Source organism: Nocardiopsis dassonvillei subsp. dassonvillei DSM 43111 (assembly GCF_000092985.1).
Classification (GTDB): domain Bacteria; phylum Actinomycetota; class Actinomycetes; order Streptosporangiales; family Streptosporangiaceae; genus Nocardiopsis; species Nocardiopsis dassonvillei.
Map to the genome: position 1 here is coordinate 703,637 of NC_014210.1, position 23,972 is coordinate 727,608.

17 protein-coding genes are annotated in these 23,972 nt (G+C 73.9%); 11 read left to right on the plus strand and 6 right to left on the minus strand.

Annotated elements, in window-relative coordinates; translation table 11 throughout:
- Positions 1-199: 199 nt before the first annotated feature.
- Positions 200-1,966 carry a VWA domain-containing protein gene (locus NDAS_RS02875; protein ID WP_013151622.1) on the minus strand — a complete coding sequence of 589 codons (1,767 nt, stop codon included), beginning with the start codon at positions 1,964-1,966 and terminating at the stop codon, positions 200-202.
- A 415-nt stretch (positions 1,967-2,381) separates the two neighbouring features.
- On the opposite strand from NDAS_RS02875, the gene NDAS_RS02880 reads away from it, so the two are divergent.
- The 5 genes from NDAS_RS02880 to NDAS_RS02900 all read left to right on the plus strand — a co-directional run bounded on the left by NDAS_RS02880 (position 2,382) and on the right by NDAS_RS02900 (position 8,488).
- Positions 2,382-2,996: a hypothetical protein gene (locus NDAS_RS02880; RefSeq protein WP_197724867.1), complete on the plus strand. Its 615-nt coding sequence runs from the start codon at positions 2,382-2,384 to the stop codon at positions 2,994-2,996.
- A 426-nt stretch (positions 2,997-3,422) separates the two neighbouring features.
- Positions 3,423-4,241: a TrmH family RNA methyltransferase gene (locus NDAS_RS02885; RefSeq protein WP_013151624.1), complete on the plus strand. Its 819-nt coding sequence runs from the start codon at positions 3,423-3,425 to the stop codon at positions 4,239-4,241.
- A gap of 144 nt (positions 4,242-4,385) precedes the next feature.
- Complete coding sequence (locus NDAS_RS02890; protein ID WP_013151625.1) at positions 4,386-5,318, plus strand: 2-hydroxyacid dehydrogenase; 933 nt, start codon at positions 4,386-4,388, stop codon at positions 5,316-5,318.
- A gap of 165 nt (positions 5,319-5,483) precedes the next feature.
- Positions 5,484-7,160, plus strand: a complete 1,677-nt coding sequence (locus NDAS_RS02895; RefSeq protein ID WP_041552279.1) for a bifunctional 3'-5' exonuclease/DNA polymerase — start codon at positions 5,484-5,486, stop codon at positions 7,158-7,160.
- Between the two features lie 161 nt (positions 7,161-7,321).
- Entirely contained in the window at positions 7,322-8,488 is a 1,167-nt protein-coding gene (locus tag NDAS_RS02900) for a C40 family peptidase (RefSeq protein WP_013151627.1), read from the plus strand.
- Between the two features lie 391 nt (positions 8,489-8,879).
- On the opposite strand, the gene NDAS_RS02905 is transcribed toward NDAS_RS02900, so the two are convergent.
- Both NDAS_RS02905 and NDAS_RS02910 read right to left on the minus strand, forming a co-directional pair.
- Positions 8,880-10,685, minus strand: coding sequence for a gamma-glutamyltransferase family protein (locus tag NDAS_RS02905; RefSeq protein WP_013151628.1), 1,806 nt, complete (start codon positions 10,683-10,685; stop codon positions 8,880-8,882).
- A gap of 448 nt (positions 10,686-11,133) precedes the next feature.
- The gene (locus NDAS_RS02910) at positions 11,134-12,669 is read right to left on the minus strand and encodes an ICP22 family protein (protein ID WP_013151629.1); all 1,536 of its coding nucleotides are present in this window, start codon (positions 12,667-12,669) and stop codon (positions 11,134-11,136) included.
- A gap of 255 nt (positions 12,670-12,924) precedes the next feature.
- Here NDAS_RS02910 and NDAS_RS02915 point away from each other — a divergent pair, with 255 nt between their 5' ends.
- A complete protein-coding gene (locus tag NDAS_RS02915) occupies positions 12,925-13,887 on the plus strand; it encodes a glycerophosphodiester phosphodiesterase (RefSeq protein WP_013151630.1) in 963 nt (320 codons plus the stop codon).
- Between the two features lie 191 nt (positions 13,888-14,078).
- Entirely contained in the window at positions 14,079-15,332 is a 1,254-nt protein-coding gene (locus tag NDAS_RS02920; protein WP_013151631.1) for an alanine racemase, read from the plus strand.
- Positions 15,333-15,443: 111 nt separating this feature from the next.
- Here the strand turns inward: NDAS_RS02920 and NDAS_RS02925 are convergent, their stop codons facing one another.
- Positions 15,444-17,024 (minus strand): beta-N-acetylhexosaminidase, encoded by a 1,581-nt coding sequence (locus NDAS_RS02925; RefSeq protein WP_013151632.1) that lies wholly within the window; start codon positions 17,022-17,024, stop codon positions 15,444-15,446.
- A 284-nt stretch (positions 17,025-17,308) separates the two neighbouring features.
- Here NDAS_RS02925 and NDAS_RS02930 point away from each other — a divergent pair, with 284 nt between their 5' ends.
- The 3 genes from NDAS_RS02930 to NDAS_RS02940 all read left to right on the plus strand — a co-directional run bounded on the left by NDAS_RS02930 (position 17,309) and on the right by NDAS_RS02940 (position 19,806).
- A complete protein-coding gene (locus NDAS_RS02930; RefSeq protein ID WP_197724868.1) occupies positions 17,309-18,178 on the plus strand; it encodes a DMT family transporter in 870 nt (289 codons plus the stop codon).
- A 12-nt stretch (positions 18,179-18,190) separates the two neighbouring features.
- Positions 18,191-19,390 (plus strand): glycosyltransferase, encoded by a 1,200-nt coding sequence (locus tag NDAS_RS02935; protein ID WP_013151634.1) that lies wholly within the window; start codon positions 18,191-18,193, stop codon positions 19,388-19,390.
- A 107-nt stretch (positions 19,391-19,497) separates the two neighbouring features.
- Positions 19,498-19,806: a hypothetical protein gene (locus NDAS_RS02940; protein WP_013151635.1), complete on the plus strand. Its 309-nt coding sequence runs from the start codon at positions 19,498-19,500 to the stop codon at positions 19,804-19,806.
- Between the two features lie 276 nt (positions 19,807-20,082).
- Here NDAS_RS02940 and NDAS_RS02945 read toward each other — a convergent pair whose 3' ends face one another.
- Positions 20,083-21,021 carry a LysR family transcriptional regulator gene (locus NDAS_RS02945; RefSeq protein WP_013151636.1) on the minus strand — a complete coding sequence of 313 codons (939 nt, stop codon included), beginning with the start codon at positions 21,019-21,021 and terminating at the stop codon, positions 20,083-20,085.
- Between the two features lie 146 nt (positions 21,022-21,167).
- On the opposite strand from NDAS_RS02945, the gene NDAS_RS02950 reads away from it, so the two are divergent.
- A complete protein-coding gene (locus NDAS_RS02950) occupies positions 21,168-22,496 on the plus strand; it encodes a pyridoxal phosphate-dependent aminotransferase (protein ID WP_013151637.1) in 1,329 nt (442 codons plus the stop codon).
- A gap of 219 nt (positions 22,497-22,715) precedes the next feature.
- Here the strand turns inward: NDAS_RS02950 and NDAS_RS02955 are convergent, their stop codons facing one another.
- A complete protein-coding gene (locus NDAS_RS02955) occupies positions 22,716-23,855 on the minus strand; it encodes a glycosyltransferase family 4 protein (protein WP_232051635.1) in 1,140 nt (379 codons plus the stop codon).
- Positions 23,856-23,972: the final 117 nt, after the last annotated feature.

Here is a 23,972-nt window from a genome sequence, read left to right on the forward strand (position 1 = left end):
TCCAGACCGGGTGAATGCCGACCGTGCCGCTCTCACGTCGGCGCTGTCGGGAGCCCGCCGGTGTGAACCCGGGCACAGTGCCGGTCATCTTAGGGATTCCGTCCGTTCCCCTCGTGTTCTCCTCTCCGTGCGAGACGGAACGAAATTCGATTCCGATACCCAATCGAGACCGCGTCGGCCGGAAAAGCGGCTCCGGTCGTCAGCTGTCGCAGTCGGGCACGCAAAGACGCCGTGAGATGGAGCTGAGGAAGATGTCGCCGATCTCGTCGGGGTCGTCGGTGACGAACAGCGAACCGCTGGTGGCGGCCGCGATCCGCCGCAGCTCCTCCTCCGCGACCTGCTGCTCACGCGACCCGAAGGCGATGATGAACATGCTGACCGGCCGCTCGGGGTCGAAGCGGTCCTGGAGCGCCGCCACCAGGTCCGCGTGCGCGATGTCGCTGGACCCCTCGTCCTGGCCGGCGGTGAGCAGGATGACGCTGTTGATCTTGTCCTCGTCGTAGTCGTCCTGCACCCGGTCGTAGGCGGCCAGGATGTTGTCGTACAGGCGCGAACCGCCGCCGCGGACCGCGATCTCCTCGGCCACCCCGATGAGTTCCCGGCGACGGGTGGCGGTGTCGCCCTGCTCCGCCCCGCCCAGGGGGTGCATGTCCGCGGCCTCGACGCGGCCGCTCGCGTTCTCGTCCGACATCAGCCACAGACCCATGTCGGTCTCGTCGGGGAACAGCGACAGGCCCATGAGCGCCGCCTGCTGGGCGACCTCCATCCGGGACGGGCCCCCGTCGAGGTCCTCCGCCATGTTCGCGGAGGTGTCGGCGAGCACCAGGGTGCGGCTGGGCATCGACAGCCGGTTCCAGTCGGTGACCGAGGCCAGCAGGGCGTCCCCGGTCAGGTCGTCGTGGGTGGGCGGCTCCTCCGCGGTCACACCGAACCCGTCGGGGTCCGCACCGGCCGTACCGGACAGGGTGCCGTCGGGGTCGCGGAAGCCGAGCTCCCGGAGCCGGGCGCGGTAGGAGTCCCGGCGCAGCACCTCGTGCAGGTCGGCGGCCGCGGACCGCAGCGAGGCCGTGTCGGTGGTGGTGACGTAGGGGTAGTCGAGGCTGACGGTGCCCTCGGTGGGGTAGTGGGCCTCCAGCGGCGGCGCGGACTCGGCGCGGTCGGCGTTGTAGGACACCACGGCCTGTTCGGGGACGGCGATCAGCGGGTCGACGCGCCCTCCGCCGCCTTCGCCGCTCCCGCCGCCGGTACGGCCGGAGCTGTAGAAGGTGGCGAGGTCGATCTCGCCGAACGCGCTGTCGAGCTGCACGTCGCGCACGAAGTCGGTCATGGCGGTGTCGGCTCCGTCGCCGGTGCCCAGGTGTCGGCGGACCGCGTGCATGACGGCCATACCGTCCGCGCCCCGGTTGGGGTCCACCATCACCAGGGGGCGTTCGCGTTCGTCGGGCAGGACCAGGGGCCACCCGGCCTCGTCGGGCTCGGGCAGGCCCCCGCCGCCCCGCGGCGCGGCCAGGACGACCGGTGAGCTGGCCAGCGAGGGCGGTTCGGTGTCGATGCGGTGCGTGCCGCTCCCGGATACGCGGGTCAGTTCGACCCAGGCCGAGGACTCGGGCACCCACACGTGCGGGGCGATGGTGGAGTCGCCCGCCTGGCCGCCGGACAGGGCGGTCATGATGCGGTGCGGCGCGATCTCGTCCACCTGCGCGTACACGCACTCCCCGTCGTAGCTGGGGCGCTCGTCGTTGAACTCGCCCGCGGCCTCGCGGAGCACGGGCGCGATGCTCTGGGTCGCCGACACGCGCAGGTAGCGGGTGTCGCCGCAGCCGAGCATGTCGAGTCCGACCGGGACCGCGACCGCGGCCACCGCGATCAGGGCGACGGCGATCGCGGTGATCCCCAACGGCGACGCGACCACCCTGCGGGTGTTCGCGGCGGTCGGTGAGGCCTGTCGGTGGCGTCCACTGGGCACGGGCACTCCGGGGGGTCAATGCGGGGTCAACGCGGGCACGCGGGGGCAGGGGTGGAGCGGGGCCCCGCGGTGCCACGGCGACGGCCCCGCGGAAGAGAGGTGCGAACCCCCGCGCACCCGACGGCGTCACACGGTAGGGAGGACGAACAACCACACCATGAGGCGCGAACGACACTTTTCCAGGACCTTACTCGTTGGTAACGCACGAGAGGAAGCCCCTACCGACCCGACCAGGGTGATCGCTTTGTTACCGTGCCCGTCAAGGGCCACTCGGCGCTCCCCGCTAGGCTTAGGCCCCGCGTCCACACCCAGCCCACACTCCCCAGTGGACGTCCCGTGACACCGACCCCCGAGGGTTTTTGGCATGTCCCCATCGCATCGTGAACACCGGAGCCGAGGCACTCTCGGCACCGCCATGCTCGCCGGAGCGTGCTGCCTCGGCGCGGTCGCCTACGGGGCGATCGTCGGTCCGTCGATGCTGCCGCCGGACCAGCGGGACGTGCAGGCCACCACCGCGATGACCCCGGACCTGGCCCCCGACGCGGACGAGCCCGAGGAGGTCGTGGCGGAGGGGCCGAGCGGCCGGCTCCAGGTCCAGGTGAGCGACCGCGGACGCGCCTGGGTGCAGACGCTGATGTGCACCGGGAACCTGGAGGAGGACCCCGCCGCCTGCGCCGAACTGGCCCGGGTCGCGGAGGAGTTCCACGCCGACACCGGCGAGCCGGCCACCGTCCAGGAGGAGTCGGTCGACGCCGAGGGCGGCGGTGAGGACGGGGTTGGGGCCGCGGAAGACGCCGAGGGCGCGGAGGACGGGGCCCAGCCGTCGGAGGCCGTCAACACGGGCGGCGCGCTGCTGTTCACCGAGGTCCGCGAGGGAACCGTGTGCACCGACAAGGTGTACGGCCCCCAGGAGGCCACCATCGTGGGCGTCTGGGAGGGCCACGAGGTCGAGACCACGCTCACCCGCAAGGGCTCCTGCGAGGAGGCGCGCTGGCAGCGCCTGCGCGCCCTCACCGAACAGATCAGCTGACGGACGCGCGGCCGGGCCTCGGGTGCGGTGAGACCCGCCGCGTGGTCGGACCCGCGATGTGGCCCGATACGTGGCATGCCGGGGCCCGCGGCGCGGCTGGATCCGTGTCCACGGTCGGACCCGCGGCGCGGCCGGGCCCGTGTCGCGGGGCGCTTGTCCACAGGCCGCGATCGGGGCTTTCGGGCGCGTTGGCGCGAACGTAGGCTCGATGACGGGGGCGCCACGCGCAGCCGACAGCAGGGGGTGGTCCCCCCGTTCTCCAGTGTCCCGTGCCGCCGACCGCGCCACCAGGCCTCCGCGGCCCCTGTGGACGGCCTCGGATCGGATCTCCCGTCAACCGTGAGGACGGCCTCGGGCCGGGACCCCGGTGGACCCTGCGGACAGCCTTGGACCGCAACCCTCGCGGACCGGCGATAATCGACCCCCATGGACGTCATCAAGGTCAGTGACCCCGCGGACCCGCGCCTGGCCGACTACACCCGCCTGCGCGACGTGAACCTGCGCCGCCACCTGGAGGCCGAGCACGGGCTGTTCATGGCCGAGGGCGACAAGGTCATCCGCCGGGCCGCCGCGGCCGGTTTCGAACCCCGCAGCTTCCTGCTCACCGAACGCCGGGCCGAGGCGCTCGACGACGTGGTCGCCGCCTCCTCCGCGCCGCTGTACGTGGTCGGGGAGGACACCGCCGAGAAGCTCGTCGGCTTCGACCTGCACCGCGGCGCGCTGGCCGCCTTCCACCGCCGCGCCCTGCCCCCACTCGACGACGTCCTGGCCGGGGCGCGCACCATCGTGGTCCTGGAGGACCTGGTGGACCACACCAACGTGGGCGCCATCTTCCGCAGCGCCGCCGGTCTGGGCGTGGACGCGATCGTGCTCGCGCCCCGCTGCGCCGACCCCCTGTACCGGCGCGCGGTCAAGGTGTCCATGGGCGCGGTCTTCACCCTGCCCCACACCCGCCTGGACGACTGGTACGGCGGTCTGGACACCCTGCGCGCGGCCGGGTTCCACCTCATGGCGCTCACACCGGGGGAGGGCTCCCTGCCCCTGCGCGACGCCATGGCCGCCCTCGCGCCGGGCGACCGGGTCGGACTCCTGCTCGGCACCGAGGGAGACGGGCTCTCCTCCCGCTGGCTGGAGCGGGCCACCGCCCGGGTGCACATCCCCATGGCCGACCGCGACGTCGACTCCCTCAACGTCACCGCCGCGGCCGCCATCGCCTGCTACGAGCTCACCCGCGCCACCGGCTGAGCCGGTCGTGCCCTCGGGCGGACCGACCCGTTCCCGGGCCGACCCGCCTTCCGTTCGCCGCAGGTCAGGACCCGCACCGGCGGCCTCCGCGGCCGTCCCGCTAGGGTGGCGCCTGAGACGGACCGAGGGGAAGGGCGGCGCGACATGGGCGGCCGAACGCTGGTGCAGTGGGAGCAGAACAGGGACAACGCCCCGGACTCCCTGACCGTGGACCTCTACGCGGGAGGAGCGGCGCCCGACAGCGGACTGGACGAGGTCACCTTCTACCAGGTGCCCTACACCCCCTCCACCCAGGGCGTCGACGCGCGGCTCGACATGATCGCGCGGATGCCGTCGCTGGAGGTCGTCCAGCTCCTGTCCGCCGGGTACGAGCAGGTGCTCCCGCTGCTGCCGGACCACGTGACCCTGTGCAACGGGCGCGGCCTCCACGACGCCAGCACCGCCGAGCACGCCCTCGCGCTCATCCTGGCCGCCCAGCGTGACCTGCCCCGGTGGGCGCTCGCGCAGAGGGAGCACCACTGGGGCTCCGCCCAGCTGCGCTCCCTGGCCGACTCGCGCGTGCTGATCGTCGGCTACGGCAGCATCGGCCAGGCCGTCGAGAGCCGCCTGCTGCCCTTCGAGGCCGAGGTCGTGCGCGTGGCCAGCCGCGCCCGTCCCGACGAGGGCGTGCACGGCGTGGACGAACTGCACGCCCTGCTGCCCGGGGCCGACATCGTCGTCCTGGTCACCCCGCTCACCGAGGCCACCCGCGGCCTGTTCGGCGCCCGCGAGTTCGCCCTGCTGCGCGACGACGCCCTCGTGGTCAACGTGGGCCGCGGCCCCGTCCTGGACACCGGCGCCCTGCTGGAGCAGGAGGGCCGGGTACGGGCCGCACTCGACGTCACCGACCCCGAGCCCCCGCCCGCGGATCACCCGCTGTGGAGCGCGCCCGGCGTGTTCCTCACCCCGCACGTCGCGGGGGGTTCGGCCGCGTTCTACCCGCGTGCCCGCGCCTTCGTGGACGCCCAGCTCGCCCGCTGGGCCGCCGGTGAGCCGCTGGCCAACGTGGTCCGCACCGGATCCGCCCGCGACCGCTGACACCGCGTCGGCGCCCCCGGCCCGGGGGCGCCACCCGCCCGGGCCCGCACCGCGAGTCCCGGAGAGCAGGACCCGGGCGCCCGCCCCCGCCCTGACGGAACCGGACGGGGTCTCCCGCGCGGCGCGTCCGCGAAACTGTCGCGGGCAGGCGGCACACTGGGGAGGATGCGGATCGCGGTGGTCGCCGACGGCGAGGGCGGCGGCTGGCTCCAGGAACTGGACGAGGCCCCCGGCCCGATCCGCCGCGTCGGCGACCTCGCCGCCGCCGTGCGCGAGGCCGAGCACGCCCGCCCCCAGCCGCCCCGCTGGGTGTGGTCGGCCGGTGAGGACGTCTACCCCGACCTGGTCCGCGCCGGGGTACGGGTCTCGCGCTGCCACGACGCCGCGCTCACCGAGGCCCTGCTCCTGGGTTATCACGCCCGCCACGGCGAGGCCTCCTCGTTGGGCGCCGCCTGGGCCCGTCTGCACCGGCTGCCCGTCCCCGACGACCCCGTGCGCCCCCTCGGAGAGGGCGGCACCGCCCACGCCCAGCCCGCGCTCTTCGAAGCCGACCGCTCCACCCTGCCCCCGGGCACCGACCGCCTCGCCGCCCTGGTCGAGGTGCACGCCGACCAGCTGCGGCGCCTCGCACAGCTCCCCGACCCCGCGCCCGGCCGCATGCGCCTGCTCGCCGCCGTGGAGTCGGCCGGGGGGCTGGCCGCCGCGGAGATGAGCCACGACGGCCTGCCCTGGCGGCCCGACGTCCACGACGAGATCCTCACCGGCCTCCTCGGACAGCGGCCCCCCTCCGGGCAGCGCCCGCCCGTCCTCGCCGACCTCGCCGCCCGCATCGGCGAGGCCGTGGGCCGCGAGGTCAACCCCGACTCCCCGGCGCAGGTCCTGCGGGCCATGGCGTGGATCGGCCATCCCGTCGACTCCACCCGCTCCTGGGTCCTGGAGAGGATCGACCACCCCGTCGTCCCGCTCCTGCTGCGCTACAAGGAGCTCTCCCGCCTGCACTCCGCCAACGGCTGGGCGTGGCTGGACGCCTGGGTGCGCAGGCGCCCCGGCCCGGACGGAACCACACTCGGACGCTTCCACCCCGACTACGTGGTCGGCGGCGTGGTGTCGGGCCGATGGGCCACCCGGGGCGGCGGCGCACTCCAGATCCCCCGGTCGCTGCGAGGGGCGGTCCGCGCCGACCCCGGCTGGGTCCTCGTCCGCGCCGACGCCGGACAACTCGAACCCCGCGTGCTCGCCGCCGTCTCCGGCGACGACGCCCTGGCCGCCGCGGCCGCGGAGGAGGACCTGTACGCGCGCCTGGCCGTGCACGTGGGCGGAGACCGCGACCGCGCCAAGATCGGCATGCTCTCGGCCATGTACGGCCAGACCTCCGGCGACGCCGCGCCCCTGCTGGCCACCATGCGCCGCCTCTACCCGCGGGCCCTGGAGTACGTGGACTCCGCCGCGCGCACCGGAGAGGGCGGCGGCATCGTCCGCTCCTGGCTGGGGCGCACCTCGCCCGTCCCCGAAGGGTGGGACGCCGCCGTCTCCGGGCCCGGCGGGGAGCGCCGCCGCCGGGCCCAGGGCCGGTTCACCCGCAACTTCGTCGTCCAGGCCACCGCCGCCGAGTGGGCCCTGGTCCTGCTCGCCTCGCTGCGCCAGCGCCTGCCGGACATGCCCGAGGGGGCGGGGATCGTCTTCTTCGTCCACGACGAGGTCGTGCTGCACGTGCCCGCCGACCTGGCCGGGGAGGCGGTGCGCGCGGTGGCCGAGGCCGAGGCCACGACCCGCGCCACCCTCTTCGGGGACACCCCGGTGCGCTTCCCGCTGACCCCCGTGGTGACGAGGAACATCGGGTGAGCACCGGGTGGCGGTCCGGTATCGGACGGCGTGGGCTTCTTGAAAACTCGTCCCGGTACGCCCATTCTTGGATCCGGAAAGTGCAAAACCGGCAACAGGCCGTACGCCGCAGGGGTCCCCCACCCCCGGTCGGCTCACTCGCAGAAAGGTGAGATCCCCCCGTGCGGAGCCGCTTGAGAACGTGTGTGGGAACCACGGCCGCCTTCGCCGTCGCCTTCACCGCCTTCGGGACCACCCCGGCCTGGGCGGAGCCGGTGGTCGAGGACCGTCCCCCCATCAGCGAACAGCTCTCCTCCGAGGCCTCCGGCGCCACCGGTCCCCGGCAGGAGACGTCCGAGCAGTCCCCCGAGGTCTCCGACTCCCAGCTGCGGCGCGACGCCTACGTCGCCCCCTTCCGCGAGGCCCGCAGCACCGAGTACTTCGCGGTCGCCCCCCGCGCCCTGCCGCGCGAGGCCGTCGAGGCGGTCCGCGGGATCGAGGGCGTCGAGAGCGTCCTGGCCGTGGACGCCGCCCGTGTCGAGATCGATGGCGAACCCACCTCGGTGCTCGGCGTCAACCCCTCCAGCTTCCGCAACCACGCCCCCGAGCCCTCGGCCGGGTCCGACGAGATCTGGCAGGGCGTCGCCGAGGGCCACGTCGCCCTGTCCAAGGACGTCGGCACCGAGCGCGGACTGGAGGTCGGCCGCGAGGTCACCGTCGCGGGCGGGCGCGGAGAGGTCCCCCTGGAGGTGTGGACGCACGCCACCTCCGGCATCGCCGGGATCGACGCGCTGGTCTCCCGCGAGCGCGCCGCCGAGCTGGGCATGCCCAGGGGCAACGCCCTGGTGGTCTCGGCGCCCGAGGCCGACCTGGCCGAGCTGCACGAGGCCCTGGCCGAGGCCCTCGGCGAGGACGTCTCCCTCCAGCTCGTCGCCGACTCGCCCGAACCGCTCGTCGAGGGCGAGGCCGTGGCCCCCTCGGTCATCGAGCAGGTCATCGACCACGCCGAGAGCCAGCTGGGCGTCCCCTACGTCTGGGGCGGCGAGACCCCGGAGGGCGGTTTCGACTGCTCGGGCCTGCTCCAGTGGGCCTTCGCCCAGGCGGGCGTGTCCATCCCGCGGGTCACCCACGACCAGTGGAACGCCGGACAGCGCGTGGAGTTCGACGACCTCCAGCGCGGCGACCTGCTGTTCTGGCGCACGGACCCCACCGCGCCCGACTACATCTCGCACGTGGCCATCTACCTGGGCGAGGGCATGATGCTGGAGGCGCCGCGCACCGGACTGGACGTGCGCGTCACCCCGGTACGCACCGCCAACTACGCCGGAGCCGTGCGCGTCAACACCTGACGCCGCGCGGCCCGAGCGCACACACGGAGCGGGCCTTGGCACCACCGCGCCGGTGGTGCCAAGGCCCGCTCGTTCTCCTTGTCCGAAAAACCCAGCCGGGAGGGGAGGGCAGGCCTCGGTCAGGAGGGGGAACAGGGCCGTCACTGAGGGAGGGGGAGACAGCGCACGAACCCTGATGCGGTGGTATTGAGTTCTGACGGAACGCGGTCGGGAGCTTTCCCGGAGTGCCGTCGCACAAGGTCTACATAAGCAGTGACCGGGCGATTTGGCAAGAGCCCAGATCAATGCAGGTAAGCGCTGTCAACCCCCCTGCGTCGGGCATCCCGGGCAACGCCGCACCGCGTTGCGTGCCGTTTCGTCTTCCTCCGGTCCCGTGCAGTTCAGAGCCGGTTCAGCGGCCGACCGCGTACCCCTGCGAGGCCCGCGCGTCGGCGGCGGCGCGCAGCTCGCCGGTCTCCGGGTCGCGGGCCACGGCGGCCAGGCGCCCCAGCGTCCACTCCTGGGCGACCTGCACCCGGTGGCCGCGCCGACGGAGTTCCTCGACGGTCCGTGCCCCCGCGCCCGGTTCCACGACCAGGCCGCCCGGAACCGTCTCGCGGGGGTGGAAGGAGCTGGGGAAGGCGGTGGTGTGGAACATCGGGGTGTCCAGGGCCTCCTGGAGGTTCTCCACCCCGTTGAGGATCCGCAGCAGGGCGGTGAACGTCCACTGGTCCTGCTGGTCGCCGCCCGGGGTGCCGATCGCCAGCACCGCCTGGCCGTCCTCCCTGGTCACCAGGGTGGGGGACAGGGTGGTGCGGGGGCGCTTGCGGGGCGCCAGGGCGTTGGGGGAGGCCGGGTCGAGCCAGAACATCTGCGCCCGGGTTCCCAGCGGGAACCCGAGGGCGGGGATGACCGGCGAACTGCTGAGCCAGCCGCCGCTGGGGGTGGCCGAGACCATGTTGCCCCACGCGTCCACGACGTCCACGTGGCAGGTGTCCCCGCGCAGGTCGGCGGGGTTGGCGACGGCGTCCTGGCGTACCGTGGGCTCGCCCGTGGTGCGGTCGCCGGGGGTGCGGCCCGGCACGTACAGCGGCGGTTCGAAGGGTGTGCGGCCGCCGACGGTGCCGGGGCGCTGCTCCATGCTGGCGCGCGCACCGTCGACCAGTGCCGCGCGGCGCGCGGTGTAGTCGGCGCCCAGCAGCTCCTTGAGGGGCACGTCCGTGAAGTCGGGGTCGCCGTACCAGGCCTCGCGGTCGGCGAAGGCGAGCTTGGCCGCCTCGGTCACCCCGTGCACGAAGTCGGCGCTGACCCCGTCGAGCACGTCGTGTCCGGTGCCCAGGACCTCGGCCAGGCGCAGCTGCTGGAGCATGACGGGCCCCTGCCCCCACGGGCCGGTCTTGTGCACGGTGTGGGTGCCGTAGGCCGCGCTGGCGGGCTCCTCGTAGGAGGCGCTCCAGTCGGCCATGTCCTGCGCGGTGAGCAGGGCCCGCTGGGGCTCGCCCGTGCCGCTGGGGACGGGCGAGGACAGGAAGTCCCCGACCGCCTCCGCGACGAAGCCCTGCGACCAGGACCGCCGGGCCGCCTCGATCTGCGCCTCGCGGTCGCCTCCCGAAGCCTCGGCCTCGGCGACGATCCGCCGGTAGGCGGCGGCCAGGGCCGGGTTGCGCAGCCGGGAGCCGGGGCGGGGCGCGGCGCCGTGCGGGAGGTAGACGGCCGCCGAACCGGCCCAGTGGCGGGAGAAGACGGGGGTGAGGGCCTCGACGGCGGCGGCGATGCGGTCCAGGACGGGGTAGCCGCGCTCGGCCAGCCCGATCGCGTGGTCGAGGACGTCGCGGACGGTCATGGTGCCGTGGTCGCGCAGCAGCAGCATCCAGGCGTCGAAGGAGCCGGGGACGGTGGCGGCGAGCACGCCGCTGCCGGGGATGCGGTCCATGCCCGCGAAGGCGTCGACGGTCGCCGCGGCGGGGGAGACGCCCTGGCCGCACAGGACGCGGGGGGAACTTCCGGCGGCCTGGAAGATGACGGGGACCTCCCCGCCGGGGCCGTTGAGGTGGGGCTCGACCACCTGGAGGGTGAACCCCGCGCCGACGGCGGCGTCGAAGGCGTTGCCGCCGCGTTCGAGCAGGGACATGCCGGTGGCGCTGGCCAGCCAGTGGGTGGAGGCGACCATGCCGAAGTCGCCGCGGAGCTGGGGGCGGGTGGTGAAACCGGGGGGCATCTGAGCGGGTCCTCCTCAGGGGGCGGTGGTGGCGGGGTCGCCACCGCGGACCGGTCCAGGCCTGCCCCCGGTGGGGGACGCGGAGGCCGGGAGGGCGACCACGGTCACCCGGACGCGGACTTGAGGTGACGTTACATCATGGGTTGTCCATACGAATGGGCTGATGTCTGGTTCGTGGGAGCGGTGCCCGGTGCCCTGGCAGGGGCGGCCGAGCGGGACGCCGGTGGGAGGGGTGTCCGCCCTCAGGGCGGCTGTGCGCGAGTGATCCGTGGGGCCGTCGCCGGTTCTCCGGGGGAGGGACGGGCGCTGCGGCGTCGTCCACAGGGAGAACCCGGGGCTGGTGCGTGCGCCCGGCCCCGGGTTGACTGGATGTAGGGGGCCCTCAGGGCCGGCCCGCATCGTGCTGCCCGCCGACCGCCGCCTGGCGGCCGGCGGGCGGGCGCGGTGCTCAGGAGGTCCCGGTCGGGAAGCTCCACGGCAGGGACTGCGCCAGCTCGGCCCACTCCTGGGCGCCGATCGGGTCCAGGACCTCGGTGGCGTCCACCTCCACGGGCAGGGTGGCGTTCACCTCCTCCAGCGTGCGCGCCACGTTCTCCTCGTGCGTGGCGTCGTGCTTCTCGGCCTCCTCCACGAGCACGGCGATCATCTCGCCGAGGTCGGAGATGAGCCCCTCCAGTTCGGTGCGCGACATCTGGACGTCCTCGGCGCAGTGCTCGACGGCGACGGTCTTGACGCCCTCGTCGCCGTAGTACCAGACGGTGGCCAGCAGGCGGTCGAGGTCCCCGTCGCCGAGCCGCTCCGCGGCCACGGCCCGCTCCACGAACTGCGTGCTGGCCGGGGTCATCTCGCCCAGGCGGGTCTCGCCGGTCTCGAAGCTCACGAACCGGCTGACGACACATTCCTTGGCCATCCGGACGCGGGCCACCCCGGGCTGCTCGGAGTCCGCGGTCCCTCCGGTCTCCGCCGGCGCCCCCTGCGCGCCGTCCCCGGTGGCGGGCTGCTCCTGCGCTGCCTCTCCGCCCTGCGCGGACGGGCTCTCGGGGGTCTGTGAGGTCTCGGAGGTTTGGGTGGCTTCGGGGGTCTCCGGAGTCTCGGGCCGTCCGACGGGGGCGGTGTCCACCGGAGTCCCGTCGGCGGAGGACGTGCTTCCGTCCGCACCGGCGGGCTCCTGCGACTCCTTCTCCCCGGTCGTCCCGGACGCCGGCTCCGCGGGCTCCTGCGGGCTTTCCTCCTCGGCGGGCCCGTCCTGCGCCGCCTCGGCACCGGCCTCGCCGCCGGAGCTTCCGTCCGACGCGGCGCCGCCCGCCTCGCCGCCGGACCCCTCCTGCGCGGGCTCCTGCGCGTTCGGCTCGTCCTGCGCGGGCTCCTCGGCCTCCGGTTCCTGCGATCCGGACCCCTCAGGGGCGGGCTCATCGGTCCCCTCCGCGGGCGCCTCCTCCTTCCTGGTCAGCGACTCCGCCATCCTGACCAGTTCACCGCTGCCCCACTTGTCCGGCTGGAGGTACAGGGCCACGGCCACGCCCGGCTCGTCGAGCCAGAACAGGTCGCCGGTCTCCGGAGACAGGTAGGCCTCACTGCGCAGCGCCTCGCCCGAGTCCAGGCGCTCCAGCGTCCTCTCGGGAAGGTGACCGTACCGGCGTTCGCGCAGGTCGTCGAGCTGCTCCATGCTGTCCGAGCGCAGGATCGAGACCCTGCCGAGCAGCTGGTCGGGTCCGCGCATCCAGGACAGCTGCGACTGTCTGTTGCCCAGCCGGTCGGTCGTGGTCGAGGCGTGGATCCCGTTCCGCTCCAGCTCGGCGGGCAGGTAACCGATCTCGTAGCCGTCCAGGCTGTACGAGGAGACGCTCTGGCTGATCTCCGGCCAGGCCAGCGTCCGCATGTCCTTCTCGTCGGCCGCCACCGCCCCCGGGAGACCGACCAGTCCCGACGACGCGATCGCGGCGGCGCCGAGCAGCGCGACCCACCTCTTGTGGTGCTTGCGCATCAGTGTTCCTTCCCATCGACTACTCATAGTGATGTTCGCAGCCTCTGGGTAATCGCTCACGGGCGCGGGGGTCAAAAACCGTACATGAAGTAACCAAATGGATGCATTAAGTGAGAATGTCGTCGAACTGTCGGACACATCACCAGATGATGGGCGGCGGATCACCGACTGCTCCGCAGACGGTAACCACGAGGTCACCATCCGCACCCAGCCTGAGGAAGCAGCCGACAAGTTCACGCGCACTTGGGAGGTCCGGTGCAGCGCATCGGCATCGTCGTCGCAGCCGTGTCGTTCTTCGTCGTCACCGGCGCGAGCGCATCGTCCGCGACACAGGACGCCGACCCCCGGTGGTCGGACGTCACCAGATCCGCAGTCATCGAGTACACGACGACATCCGAACGCCCGCTGATCGCCGTCTCCCACCGCGGAGCCTCCGGTCACGCGCCCGAGAACACCCTGGCCGCCCTCGACGCGGCCGACCGGCTCGGAGCCGAGACCGTGGAGGTGGACGTCCAGCGCACGAAGGACGACGTCCTCGTGCTCATGCACGACACCACCCTCGAACGCACCACCGACGTCGAGGAGGTCTTCCCCGACCGCGGCTCCTACGAGGTCGGCGACTTCACCATGGAGGAGGTCCGCAGACTCGACGCGGGCGCGTGGTTCGACTCCTCCTTCGACGGCGAGCCCGTCCCCACCTTCGCGGAGGGGCTCGACCGCATGGAGCAGCTGGACCTCAACCTCTTCCTGGAGCTCAAGGAGCCCGGACTCTACCCCGGCATCGAGCAGGAGATCGCCGACGAGCTGACCGGGCGCGGAACCTGGCTGGAACCCAACCCGGACGGTGAGCCCCGACGCCTCGTCCTGCAGAGCTTCGACTGGGAGTCGGTGCGGCGCTCCAAGGACCTGCTCCCGTCCGTGCCGCACGCCCTGCTCGGGCGGGTCCCCGAGAGCAGCATCGACGAGCACGACTGGGCACAGATGATCAACCCCAACCACACCACCATCGACGCCGCCTACGTGGAGCGGGTCCACGAGGCGGGGATGGAGATCATGCCCTACACCATCAACGAGCGCTCCCGGATGGACACCGTCCTGGGCTGGAAGGTCGACGGCTTCATCACCGACTACCCCGACGTCGGCCAGGAGGCCATCGCCGCCCGGACCAAACGGTCCCAGCCGGTGGTCAGGATCCCCACGCTGCCCCTGCCCCGCTGACCCGCGTCGGCCCGGGAACCGCGTCCGCCCCGCAGGGGGCGCGATCCCCGGACCGAGCCCGGAGCGCTCCCTGGCCCCGGGCGGTGTCAGGTGGGATGATCGGTCCGACCCACACGAGGACCCCGCTTCCGGGGAGACCGCGCCGCGGTCTCCCCGGAAGCGGGGCGTTCGGACCAGGAGGCGGACACCACGTGAGCGATCGGCTGACCATCCCCCGGGAACACGTCGACTGGCGCACCAAGGGCCTGTGGTGGACGGACGCCCCGATTCCCCTGGAGGAGTTCGCGGCCCGCCGCGACCACCTGTTCACCGGCCCCTTCACCTGGCCGCTGATGGTCCTGCGCGCCTCCGCGCTGGACCGCAACATCGCCGCGCTCGCCGACTTCGCCGAGCGCCACCGGCTGCTGTTCGCCCCGCACGGCAAGACCTCCATGGCTCCGGCCCTCATCCAGCGCCAGCTGGACGCGGGCGCCTGGGGGGTCTCCGCCGCCAGCGCCAACCAGGTCCTGGACTTCCGGCGGTTCGGCGTGCGCCGGATCCTGCTCGCCAACGAGCTGCTCGACGGCCGGGTGCTGCGCTGGGCGGCCGGTGAGCTGGACGAGGACCCCGACTTCGAGTTCCTCTTCTACGCCGACTCCGCCGAGGGGGTGGCGGTCGCCGCGGAGGCGGCCGCCGACCGGCCCGGCGGAGGCCCCGCCGGGCGGCCCCTGCGGGTGCTGGTCGAGCGGGGGGTCCCCGGCGGGCGCACCGGCTGCCGCACCCGGGAGGAACTGCTCGCGGTGGCCGAGGCCGTCGCCGGGGCGCCGGGCCTGGAACCGGCCGGGGTGGCGGGCTACGAGGGGTCGCTCGGCGACGCCGACGGCGTGCGCGGTTTCCTGCGCGACCTGGTCGGCGACGCCGCGGCGCTGGCCGCCCGGCACGGCCTGGAGAGGCCGGTGCTGTCGGTGGGCGGCAGCGCGTGGTTCGACCTGGTCGCCGAGGAGCTCGGCGGACGCGGGGACGTCCTGCCGATCCTGCGCAGCGGTGCCTACGTGGTCCACGACGACGGCCTGTACCGGCGCACCACGCCCTACCGACGCCTGCCGGAGGGCCCCGACGCGCTGGCCGGGGCCCTGGAGCTGTGGGCCCAGGTGACCTCCGTCCCGGAGGAGGGGTTGGCGATCGTCGGCATGGGGCGACGCGACGCCAACCACGACCAGGGGTTCCCCGTGCCGCGCCGCCTGCGCCGCGCGGACGGCGCGACCGTGGAGGCCGGGGGCATGGAGGTGACCGACCTCAACGACCACCACGCCTACCTGAGGATCGCGCCGGGACTGCGGGTCAGCCCCGGCGACCTGGTCTCCTTCGGGATCTCGCACCCGTGCACGGCCTTCGACCGCTGGCGGGTCCTGCCGGTGGTGGACGACGCCGACACCGTCGTGGAGATGGCGGCCACCTACTTCTGATCCCCGGGGGAGGCGCCCGCAGGACCGGCGCCGCAGGGGCCCGGGCCTCCCCGGCCGTGCTTTCCGGGCTCCGGCGCCCCGGGAGCGCCTCCGGCTCCCGGGGTCGCGGGGTCACCCCCAGCCCACCACCCCCGGGCGGGTGTGCCACGGGCGCGGCCCCTCCAGCGGCCGGTACTCCACCCCGGCCGCGTCGAGCCGCTCCAGGTGCCGCCTCAGCCGGGGCTCGAACTCGGCGTAGTCGCGCTCACCGGACGACCACACCTGCTCGGCGAAGGCCGACAGCCTGGGAAAGACCATGTAGTCCAGCCTGCGCGGCGAGTCGATGTGCTCGGTCCACACGTTCACCTGCGCGCCCAGCACGTGCCGGGCCTCCTGCTCGGTCAGCCCCGGGGGGACCGGCTCGGCCAGGTACACGTCCTCGGTCCGCAGCAGCGTGCCCACCGGGACGGGCTCGTCCCCGGACTCCGACTGCCGGTAGTCCAGGTAGGAGGTGCGGGTGGGGCTCATGACCACGTCGTGACCGGCCCGCGCGGCCGCGACACCCCCCTCCTCGCCGCGCCACGACATCACGGTCGCCCCCGGCGCGAGCCCTCCCTCCAGGATCTCGTCCCAGCCGACCAGGCGGCGGCCGCGCGAGGTCAGGTGCTCGTCCAGCTGGCGGATGAACCAGCTCTGCAGCTCGTCCTCGTCGGCCAGCCCCTCCTCCTTGATCCGCCGCTGCGCGGACGCGCTCGCCCGCCACTGGGTCTTGGGGCACTCGTCGCCGCCCACGTGCACGTACGTGCTCGGGAACAGTTCGATCAGCTCGTCCAGGACGTTGCGGTAGAACTCCAGGACGTTGTCGGTGACCGCGAGCACCTCCTCGAAGATCCCCCACTGGTCGCCGACCGGGATCCGTCCGCACTCGCCCAGCTCGGGGTAGGCGTGGATGGCGGCCTGCGAGTGGCCGGGCACGTCGATCTCGGGGACGACGGCCACGTGCCGGGCGTCGGCGTAGGCGACGATCTCGCGGATGTCGTCCTGCGTGAAGAAGCCGCCGTGCGGGCGCTCGTCGAACACCGGCGGCTTCGCGGCGCCCACCTGGCTCCGGGTCCGCCAGGAGCCCACCTCGGTCAGCTTCGGGTAGCGGCGGATCTCCACGCGCCACCCCTGGTCGTCGGTCAGGTGCAGGTGCAGGACGTTGAGCTTGTGCATGGCCAGCAGGTCGATGAACCGCAGCACCTCGCGCTTGGGCACGAAGTGACGGGCCACGTCCAGCATCACGCCCCGCCAGCGAAAACGGGGCGCGTCGGTGACGCTCACGGCGGGCAGGGCCCACTCGGCACCGCCCAGCGGGGCGTCCCGGTAGACGTCGGCGGGCAGCAGCTGGCGCAGGGTCTGCGCACCGTAGAACACCCCGGCGGGGTCGTTGCCCACGATGATGGCTCCCTCGGCGTCCACGATCAGCCGGTAGCCCTCGCGGCCCAGACCCGCCTCGGGGTCCACGCTCAGCCGGATCTGGGCGCTGGCCTCGTCGCCGGTGGCCAGGGGGAGGCCGGTGGCCGCCCCGAGTTCACGCTGGAGCCACGCGAGCGTGCCCCGGGCGTCGGGGTCGGCGGACACCCTGGTCGAGGCGGTCAGCGTGAGGCCCCCGGCGTCTCCCGGAGCCGAGGTGTGGGGACGGGGGACGAGGGAGGGGGAAGTGTCGGGCACGGCGAACCGCTCCTATCCGGTCTAGACCAATACCGGCCATAGTGTCACGTGGCTCCTCCCGGGCACACCCCCCACGGACAAACGGTCGCCCGTACCCCGAGACGACGTGGTACCGAAACCGGTACCGGGTAGGTGCGGACGTGGTGGGGTTACCACCACGACGGATGGGGGGCTGGCGTTATCGCCGTGACGCGGGGCCCGTCCGTACCGTTGCCGAGACGGCGGGACACAGGGGGTTCGGCGATGTTCAGGAGACGGGGGACACCCGTGGGGCGGTGGCGCTGATGCTGGTGCCGATCCTCATCGCCGTGGCCGGGGCGTTCACCCTGGCACTGGGTTCCGCCCTCCAGGAGCGCGACGCCGTCCGCGCCCCCGGCGGCCGGGTGGCGAAGGCGGGGTTCCTGCTGCACCTGCTGCGTCAGCCCCGCTGGATGATCGGCAGCGCGGCCGCCGTCCTCGGCGCGGGACTGCACCTGCTGGCCCTCAGCGGCGCGCCGCTGACCATCATCCAGCCGATCGGCGTGACCGGCCTGCTGTTCGCCATCGTGCTGTCGGCCCTGTTCAACCGCCGCCGGGTCAGTCCCTCCCAGATCATCGCCGGAATCGCCGTCATGGTGGGCCTCACCGGGGTGATCTCCCTGTTCCCGCACACCGCCGACAGCCCCGTCATGAGCACCGGCACGGCACTGGCGCTCACCGGGGTCGTCCTCGGCGCGGGAGCCGTCGTCCACTTCACGGCGCACCGGATGAACAACGGGGCCCGGGCCCTCCTGCTCGCCCTGGCGGGCGGGGCGGCCATGGGCACCACGTCCGGCCTGGCCCGCGTCCTGGCCGCCAACGCCGTCGGGGACTGGACCAGCCTGATCAGCTGGCTGACCCCGCTCGCGGTGGTCGCGGCGGTCTTCGGCGCCCTCCTGATGCAGAACGCCTACCGCACCGGGCACTTCACCGCCGCCTACGCGACCCTCCTGATCACCGACCCCGTGGTCGGCGTGGCCATCGGCGCCCTCCTCCTGGGCGAGGGCGCGCCGCGGACCCTTCCCGCCCAGATCGGCGCGCTGGTCTTCGCCTGCCTCGCCGTCGCCGGGACCATCGCCCTCGCCCAGGCGCGCCACCGCAACCCCGAGGTCGTCGCCGCCGACACCGAACGCTGAGGAGAGACCACCATGGCCGAACGCCCGCTGCGCGTCCTGATCGCCAGCGACACCTATCCCCCCGACGTCAACGGGGCCGGATACTTCACCCACCGCCTGGCCGAGGGACTGGCCGGACGGGGGCACCGGGTCCACGTGGTGTGCCCCTCCGAGCGGGGCGAACCCCACGTCACGGTCAACGGCGCGGTGACCGAGCACCGCCTGCGCTCGGCCCCCATCCCCTTCATGCGCGCCGCCGTCCCGCTGGGGATGGGCGGGCACATCGCCAGGGTCATCGAGCGCCTGGACCCCGACGTCGTGCACGCGCAGAGCCACTTCCCGCTCAGCCGCTCGGCGATGCGCAGGGGCCGTGCCGCAGGCGTCCCCGTCGTGCTCACCAACCACTTCATGCCGGACAACCTGTACGCGCACGCCCGGATCCCCGCGCCGATGCAGGAACTCGCGGGCCTCCTGGCCTGGAGGGACATGGTCCGGGTGGCGGGGGAGGCAGACCACGTGACCACGCCGACCCCGCGGGCGGCCCGGCTCCTGCGGGAGAAGGGGTTCACGCGTGAGGTCGAGGCCATCTCGTGCGGGATCGACCTGGAGCGGTTCCGCCCCCACGAGGACCCCGCCGCGGCCCGGCGCCGGTTCGGTCTGCCCGACCGGGACACGATCGTGTTCGTGGGCAGGCTGGACGCGGAGAAGAGGATCGACGACACCATCCGGGCGCTCGCGCGGATCGTGCCCGAACGCGACGCCCAGCTGGCCCTGGCCGGGACCGGTCAGCGCGAGGAGGAGCTGCGCGCGCTGGCCGCGGAGCTGGGGGTGGCGGACCGGGTGTTCTTCCTGGGGTTCGTCCCGGACGAGGACCTGCCCCTGGTCTACGCGGCGGGGGACGCCTTCGCCATCGCGGGTGTGGCCGAGTTGCAGAGCATCGCCACCCTGGAGGCGATGTCCACCGGTCTGCCGGTGGTGGCCGCGGACGCGATGGCGCTGCCGCACCTGGTGGAGGAGGGGCGCAACGGGTTCCTCTTCCCGCCGGGCGACCCCGTGCGCCTGGCGGACCGGCTGCTCCTCGTGCTCGGCCCCGGTCGGCGCGCGCTCGGCGCGGCCAGCCGTGAGCTCGCGCGGCGGCACGACCACCACCGGTCCCTGGAGCGGTTCGAGGAGGTCTACACCCGTCTGCGGGGCACGGCTCCCGCGCGGGTGGAGGGGCTGGTCGCCGCCTGAGGTGTCCGAAAGAGCCGTTTGGTTGATGTTTCGATTCTTCTGCCACTTTCCGTATTCTTTGCGTAGCGACCGGTGATGTTGTCCCCGTGCGGGATACACAAGATGTTGTGTGGTTCGAAGGGATCAGTGCACAGACCGGCCGGGGCAACCCCACCGAGGGCCTCACCGATCGGCTCGTCAGCGCCGAGCGGGAGGCGGGGTTCCACGAGCGCGACATGTCGGTGTTCGAACGCGAGCGCATCGACCTGGAGCACCGGGTGAACCGGATGGAGGCCGAGCTGGAGGCACTGCGCAAAAGGAGACTGGAAGCCTACGCCCGATGGTGGAACGCCCGAGACGACCGTGACCGGGCACTCCACGTCTGCCGCAGACTGCGCCGCCGGATCGACCGGACACGCGGCAGGGAGAAAGAGTGAACGACGACGAACGTGGTCCGACCCCGGGGGGTTCGGGCCACGCGTCGTTCCAGGAGGCCCCTCCCGGAGGGTTCGCCCCGGGGCCGGAACGGACCGTGGTGCCCCGCCGAAGGGGACCGGCCCTCGGCGGGTCCGGCCGCGTGCCCGTGGAGCACGGGCCGACGGGGCCCGGCGGGGTCGGCGCGCAGCGGACCGGTGCCAGCGGCCGGGCACCCGTGGAGCGCGTGCTGACACAGGACCCGGTCGCGACGGTGCGTGGCGGCCCGGAGCCGGTGGTCAGGCCACCATGATCCCGGCGATCTCCCTGTTCACCTGCTGCGCGGCGTCCCTCAACGCCGCCAGCGTCACCTGCACCGCCGGCCGCCTCGCCGCCACCGACCGCACCACCGCGTACACGTGCCGCTCGGGCGCGGACGCGGGCAGCCTCCGGTAGACGAGCCCCGCCGGGGCCCCCACCATCGCCAGGGCCGGGACCGCGGCGATCCCGATCCCGCGCGAGACCAGGCTCAGCACCGTTCCCAGCCCCTCGAACTCCCAGGCCGCGGAGGGCAGCCCGCCCACCTCGGACAGGAGCCGGTCCGTTCCGTAGCGCGAACGCTCGCTCTCGGGCGTCACGATCCACGACTCGTTCAGCAGTCCCTCCAGCACCACCGGGGTCGAGGGATCGGCCAGCGCGTGCCCCCGGGGCACCGCCAGCACCATCGGGTCGCGCATCAGGTTGATGTGCCGCAGGCCGCCCTCCGGCCCGCGCCCGGGGTGCTGTCCGGACCAGTCGTCGACCAGGGCGATGTCCACCTCCCGTGAGCGCACCTGCTGGGTCCCCGTCGCCAGCAGGGTCTGGCGCAGCAGCAGCTGCATCCCCTCGTGCCGGCGCAGCGGCGGCACCAACAGGGGCGCGAACGCCACGGCGGCGGTCGGGAACGCCGTGACGGTGACCACGCCCAGCGCCAGGTCGGACTGCTCGGCGAGCACCGACTCGGTCGCCTCCACCAGCGCCAGGATGTCCTCGGCCTGGGTCACCAGCAGCCGTCCGGCGTCCGTGAGCTCGGCGCCCCGCGCGGAGCGGTCCAGCAGCGCGACGCCCGTCTCCCGCTCCAGGGTGGCCAGTTGCTGGGACACGGCCGAGGGCGTGTAACCGAGGGCGGCGGCGGTGGCGGCGATGGTCCCCCGGACGCTGAACTCGCGGAGGACGTGCAGACGACGCAGATCGAGCATAAGAGAAGCTTACGCTCAGCATCGAAAAGACGCGCTTGTACTGATGCCCGAACCTGGGCAGTCTGTGGGGTGACGGGCCGTCTTCCCAGGTGGAGCGGCAGTCCACGCATCACCCGCATTCACGACAAACCGGAGATGAGTCCTCGATGACCGTCACTGTGTCCGCGACCCTCGCCGTCAACGAAGCGCTCGCCGAGAAGCGCCGCCAGGGAGTCCGCGTGCTCCCCCTGGGCTTCGGCGAGGCCGGACTCCCGGTCCACCCGGTCATGCGCGACCGGCTCACCGCGGGGAACGGCGCCAACGCCTACGGGCCCGTCGCCGGGTCCGCGGCCCTGCGCGAGGCCGCCGCCGGGTACTGGGAGCGCCGCGGGCTGCCCACCGACCCCGGACTGGTCATCGCCGGGCCCGGCAGCAAGCCGCTCCTGTACAGCCTCCTGCTGGAGATCGGCGGCGACACCGCGATCGCCGCGCCCAGCTGGGTCAGCTACGCCGCGCAGAGCCGCCTGGTGGGGCAGCGGCCCGTCATGGTCCCCACCGCCACCGGTGAGGGGGGCGTACCCCAGCCGGACCTGCTGCACGCCGCCGTCACCGCCGCCCGCGAGCAGGGGCGCGCGGTCAACGCCGTCATCGTCACCGTTCCCGACAACCCGACCGGCACCGTGGCCGGCGCCGACACCGTCCGGCGCCTGTGCGAGGTGGCCCGCGAACTCGACCTGATCGTCATCTCCGACGAGATCTACCGCGACCTCCTCCACCCCGCGGCCCCCGGCGAGGAGCCCGCCGAGGTGCACAGCCCCGCCGAGTACGCGCCCGAGCGCACCGTCGTCTCCACCGGGCTGAGCAAGAACCTGGCCCTGGGCGGCTGGCGCATCGGCGTCGTACGCCTGCCCGACTCCGAGATCGGCCACCGCCTGCGCGGCGGGCTGCTCGGGGTGGCCAGCGAGATCTGGTCGAGCCCGGCCGCCCCCGTCCAGGAGGCAGCGGCGCACGCCTTCACCGAACCCGCCGAACTCCTCGACCACGTCGACCGCAGCCGCCGTCTGCACGGCATCGTCGCAGGGGCGGTCACCGGGGCCTTCGCCCGCGCGGGCGCGACCGTGGCCGCGCCCCGGGCGGCCTTCTACCTCTACCCCGACTTCGAGCCGGTCCGGGAGCGGCTGGCCGCCCTCCACGGTGTGGCCACCGGCCCGGACCTGACCGGGCTGCTGCTGGACCGCTTCGGGATGGGCGTGCTGCCCGCCGCGGAGTTCGGGGAGGGCGCGGAGGCCCTGCGCATGCGGGTCGCCACCAGCCTGCTCTACGGCGACACCGAGGAACGCCGCTACGCCGCCCTCGCCGCCACGGACCCGCTGGCGCTGCCCTGGATCCGCGCACACCTGGACCGCCTCGACGAGGTCCTGGGCACGTTGCTCCCCACGGGCGCCGACACCGGGGCCGTCCTGCCCCGGTCCGCCGAACCACAGGCGGTCAGCTGACCGCTCCCCGCGTCCGCCCCGTTGTAAGGGGGCGGGGCGGACGCACCGTCATCCGGCCTCCCCCGGCCGCTCCTTCCGGGGGAGGCCGGATCCCTGTCCGGCTCCGTGCGGCGGGAGGTCGCGGTCCCTCCGCGGCACACCGCCCCCACTCCGGCGGCACGTCCGCGCCCCGGCGCCGAGGGTCCGGTACGGTCCGCCGCGTGGGCGCCGCCCCGGCGCTCACCTCGGACCCGACGGTGCGCCTTCCGCCCCCGCCTCGCGTGCGGCCAGTTCCGCGCTGGAGGCGATCACCGCCCGGTAGTGGTCGAGCAGCTGCTCACCGACCGCCTCCCACGTACGGTGCTCCACCGAGGGCCGTGCGCCCCGCGCCATCCGCTCCCGCACCTGGCGGTTGTGGGCCAGCCGCCCCACCGCCACCCGCAGTTCGCGCACCGAGTCCGGGGCGTACAGCAGTCCGTTGTGTTCGGGCACCACCAGGTCCAGCGGCCCGCCCGAGGCGGGGGCCACCACCGGCACCCCCGAGGCCAGCGCCTCCTGGACGGCCTGGCAGAACGTCTCGTCCGCCCCGGTGTGCACGAACACGTCCATGGACGCGTACAGGCGCGACAGGTCACCGCCGGTGCGCTGCCCGGTGAACACCGCGTCGGGTAGGCGCCTGCGCAGGCGCGCACGCTCGGGGCCGTCCCCCACCACGACCAGCCTGATCCCGCGCAGGCGGGACACGTGTTCGAGCATCTCCACCCGCTTGTCCCTGGCCAGCCGCCCCACGTAGCCCACGATCGTCTCCCCGTGGGGAGCGAGCCCGCGCCGCAGTTCCTCGTCGCGGTGCGCGGGGGAGAAGCGCTGGGCGTCGACCCCGCGGCGCCACAGGTCCAGGCGGGGGAACCCCCGCGCGGACAGCGCCTCCATGGTGGCCGAGGACGGCGCCAGCGTGCGGTCCACCGCGGCGTGCGTGCGCCGCAGCAGCGACCACAGGGCGTCCCCGCCGGGCAGGCGGTAGCGCCCGGCGAAGCCGGGGAGGTCGGTCTGGAAGACCGCCACGGTCGGCAGCGCCCACCGCCGTGCGGTCTCCACGGCCGCCGCCCCGAGCAGGGCGGGCGAGGCCAGGTGCAGCACGTCGGGGGCGAAGGCGCGGATCGCCGCGGTCATCACGCGCCGCGCGGGCAGCCCCACGGAGAAGTCGCGGTAGAACGGCAGGGGCACGGAGGGGAGTCGGACCACCGGGAAACCCGCGTAGGAGGAGGGACCGGGCCCGGGGGCCAGTACCAGGGCCTCGTGGCCGCGCGCGGCCAGCAGGTCGGCGACCCGGCACACGGAGTTGGTCACCCCGTTGACCTGGGGGAGGAAGGACTCCGTCACGATCGCCACCCTCAGCGGCCCCCGGGCGTCGGCCGGGAGCACGCGGTCGAGCGGGGGCGTGTGGGCGGCCGGAGCCCGGTGCCCGGCAGCGGGAACGCGGGCGGACGCGTGGTCGGC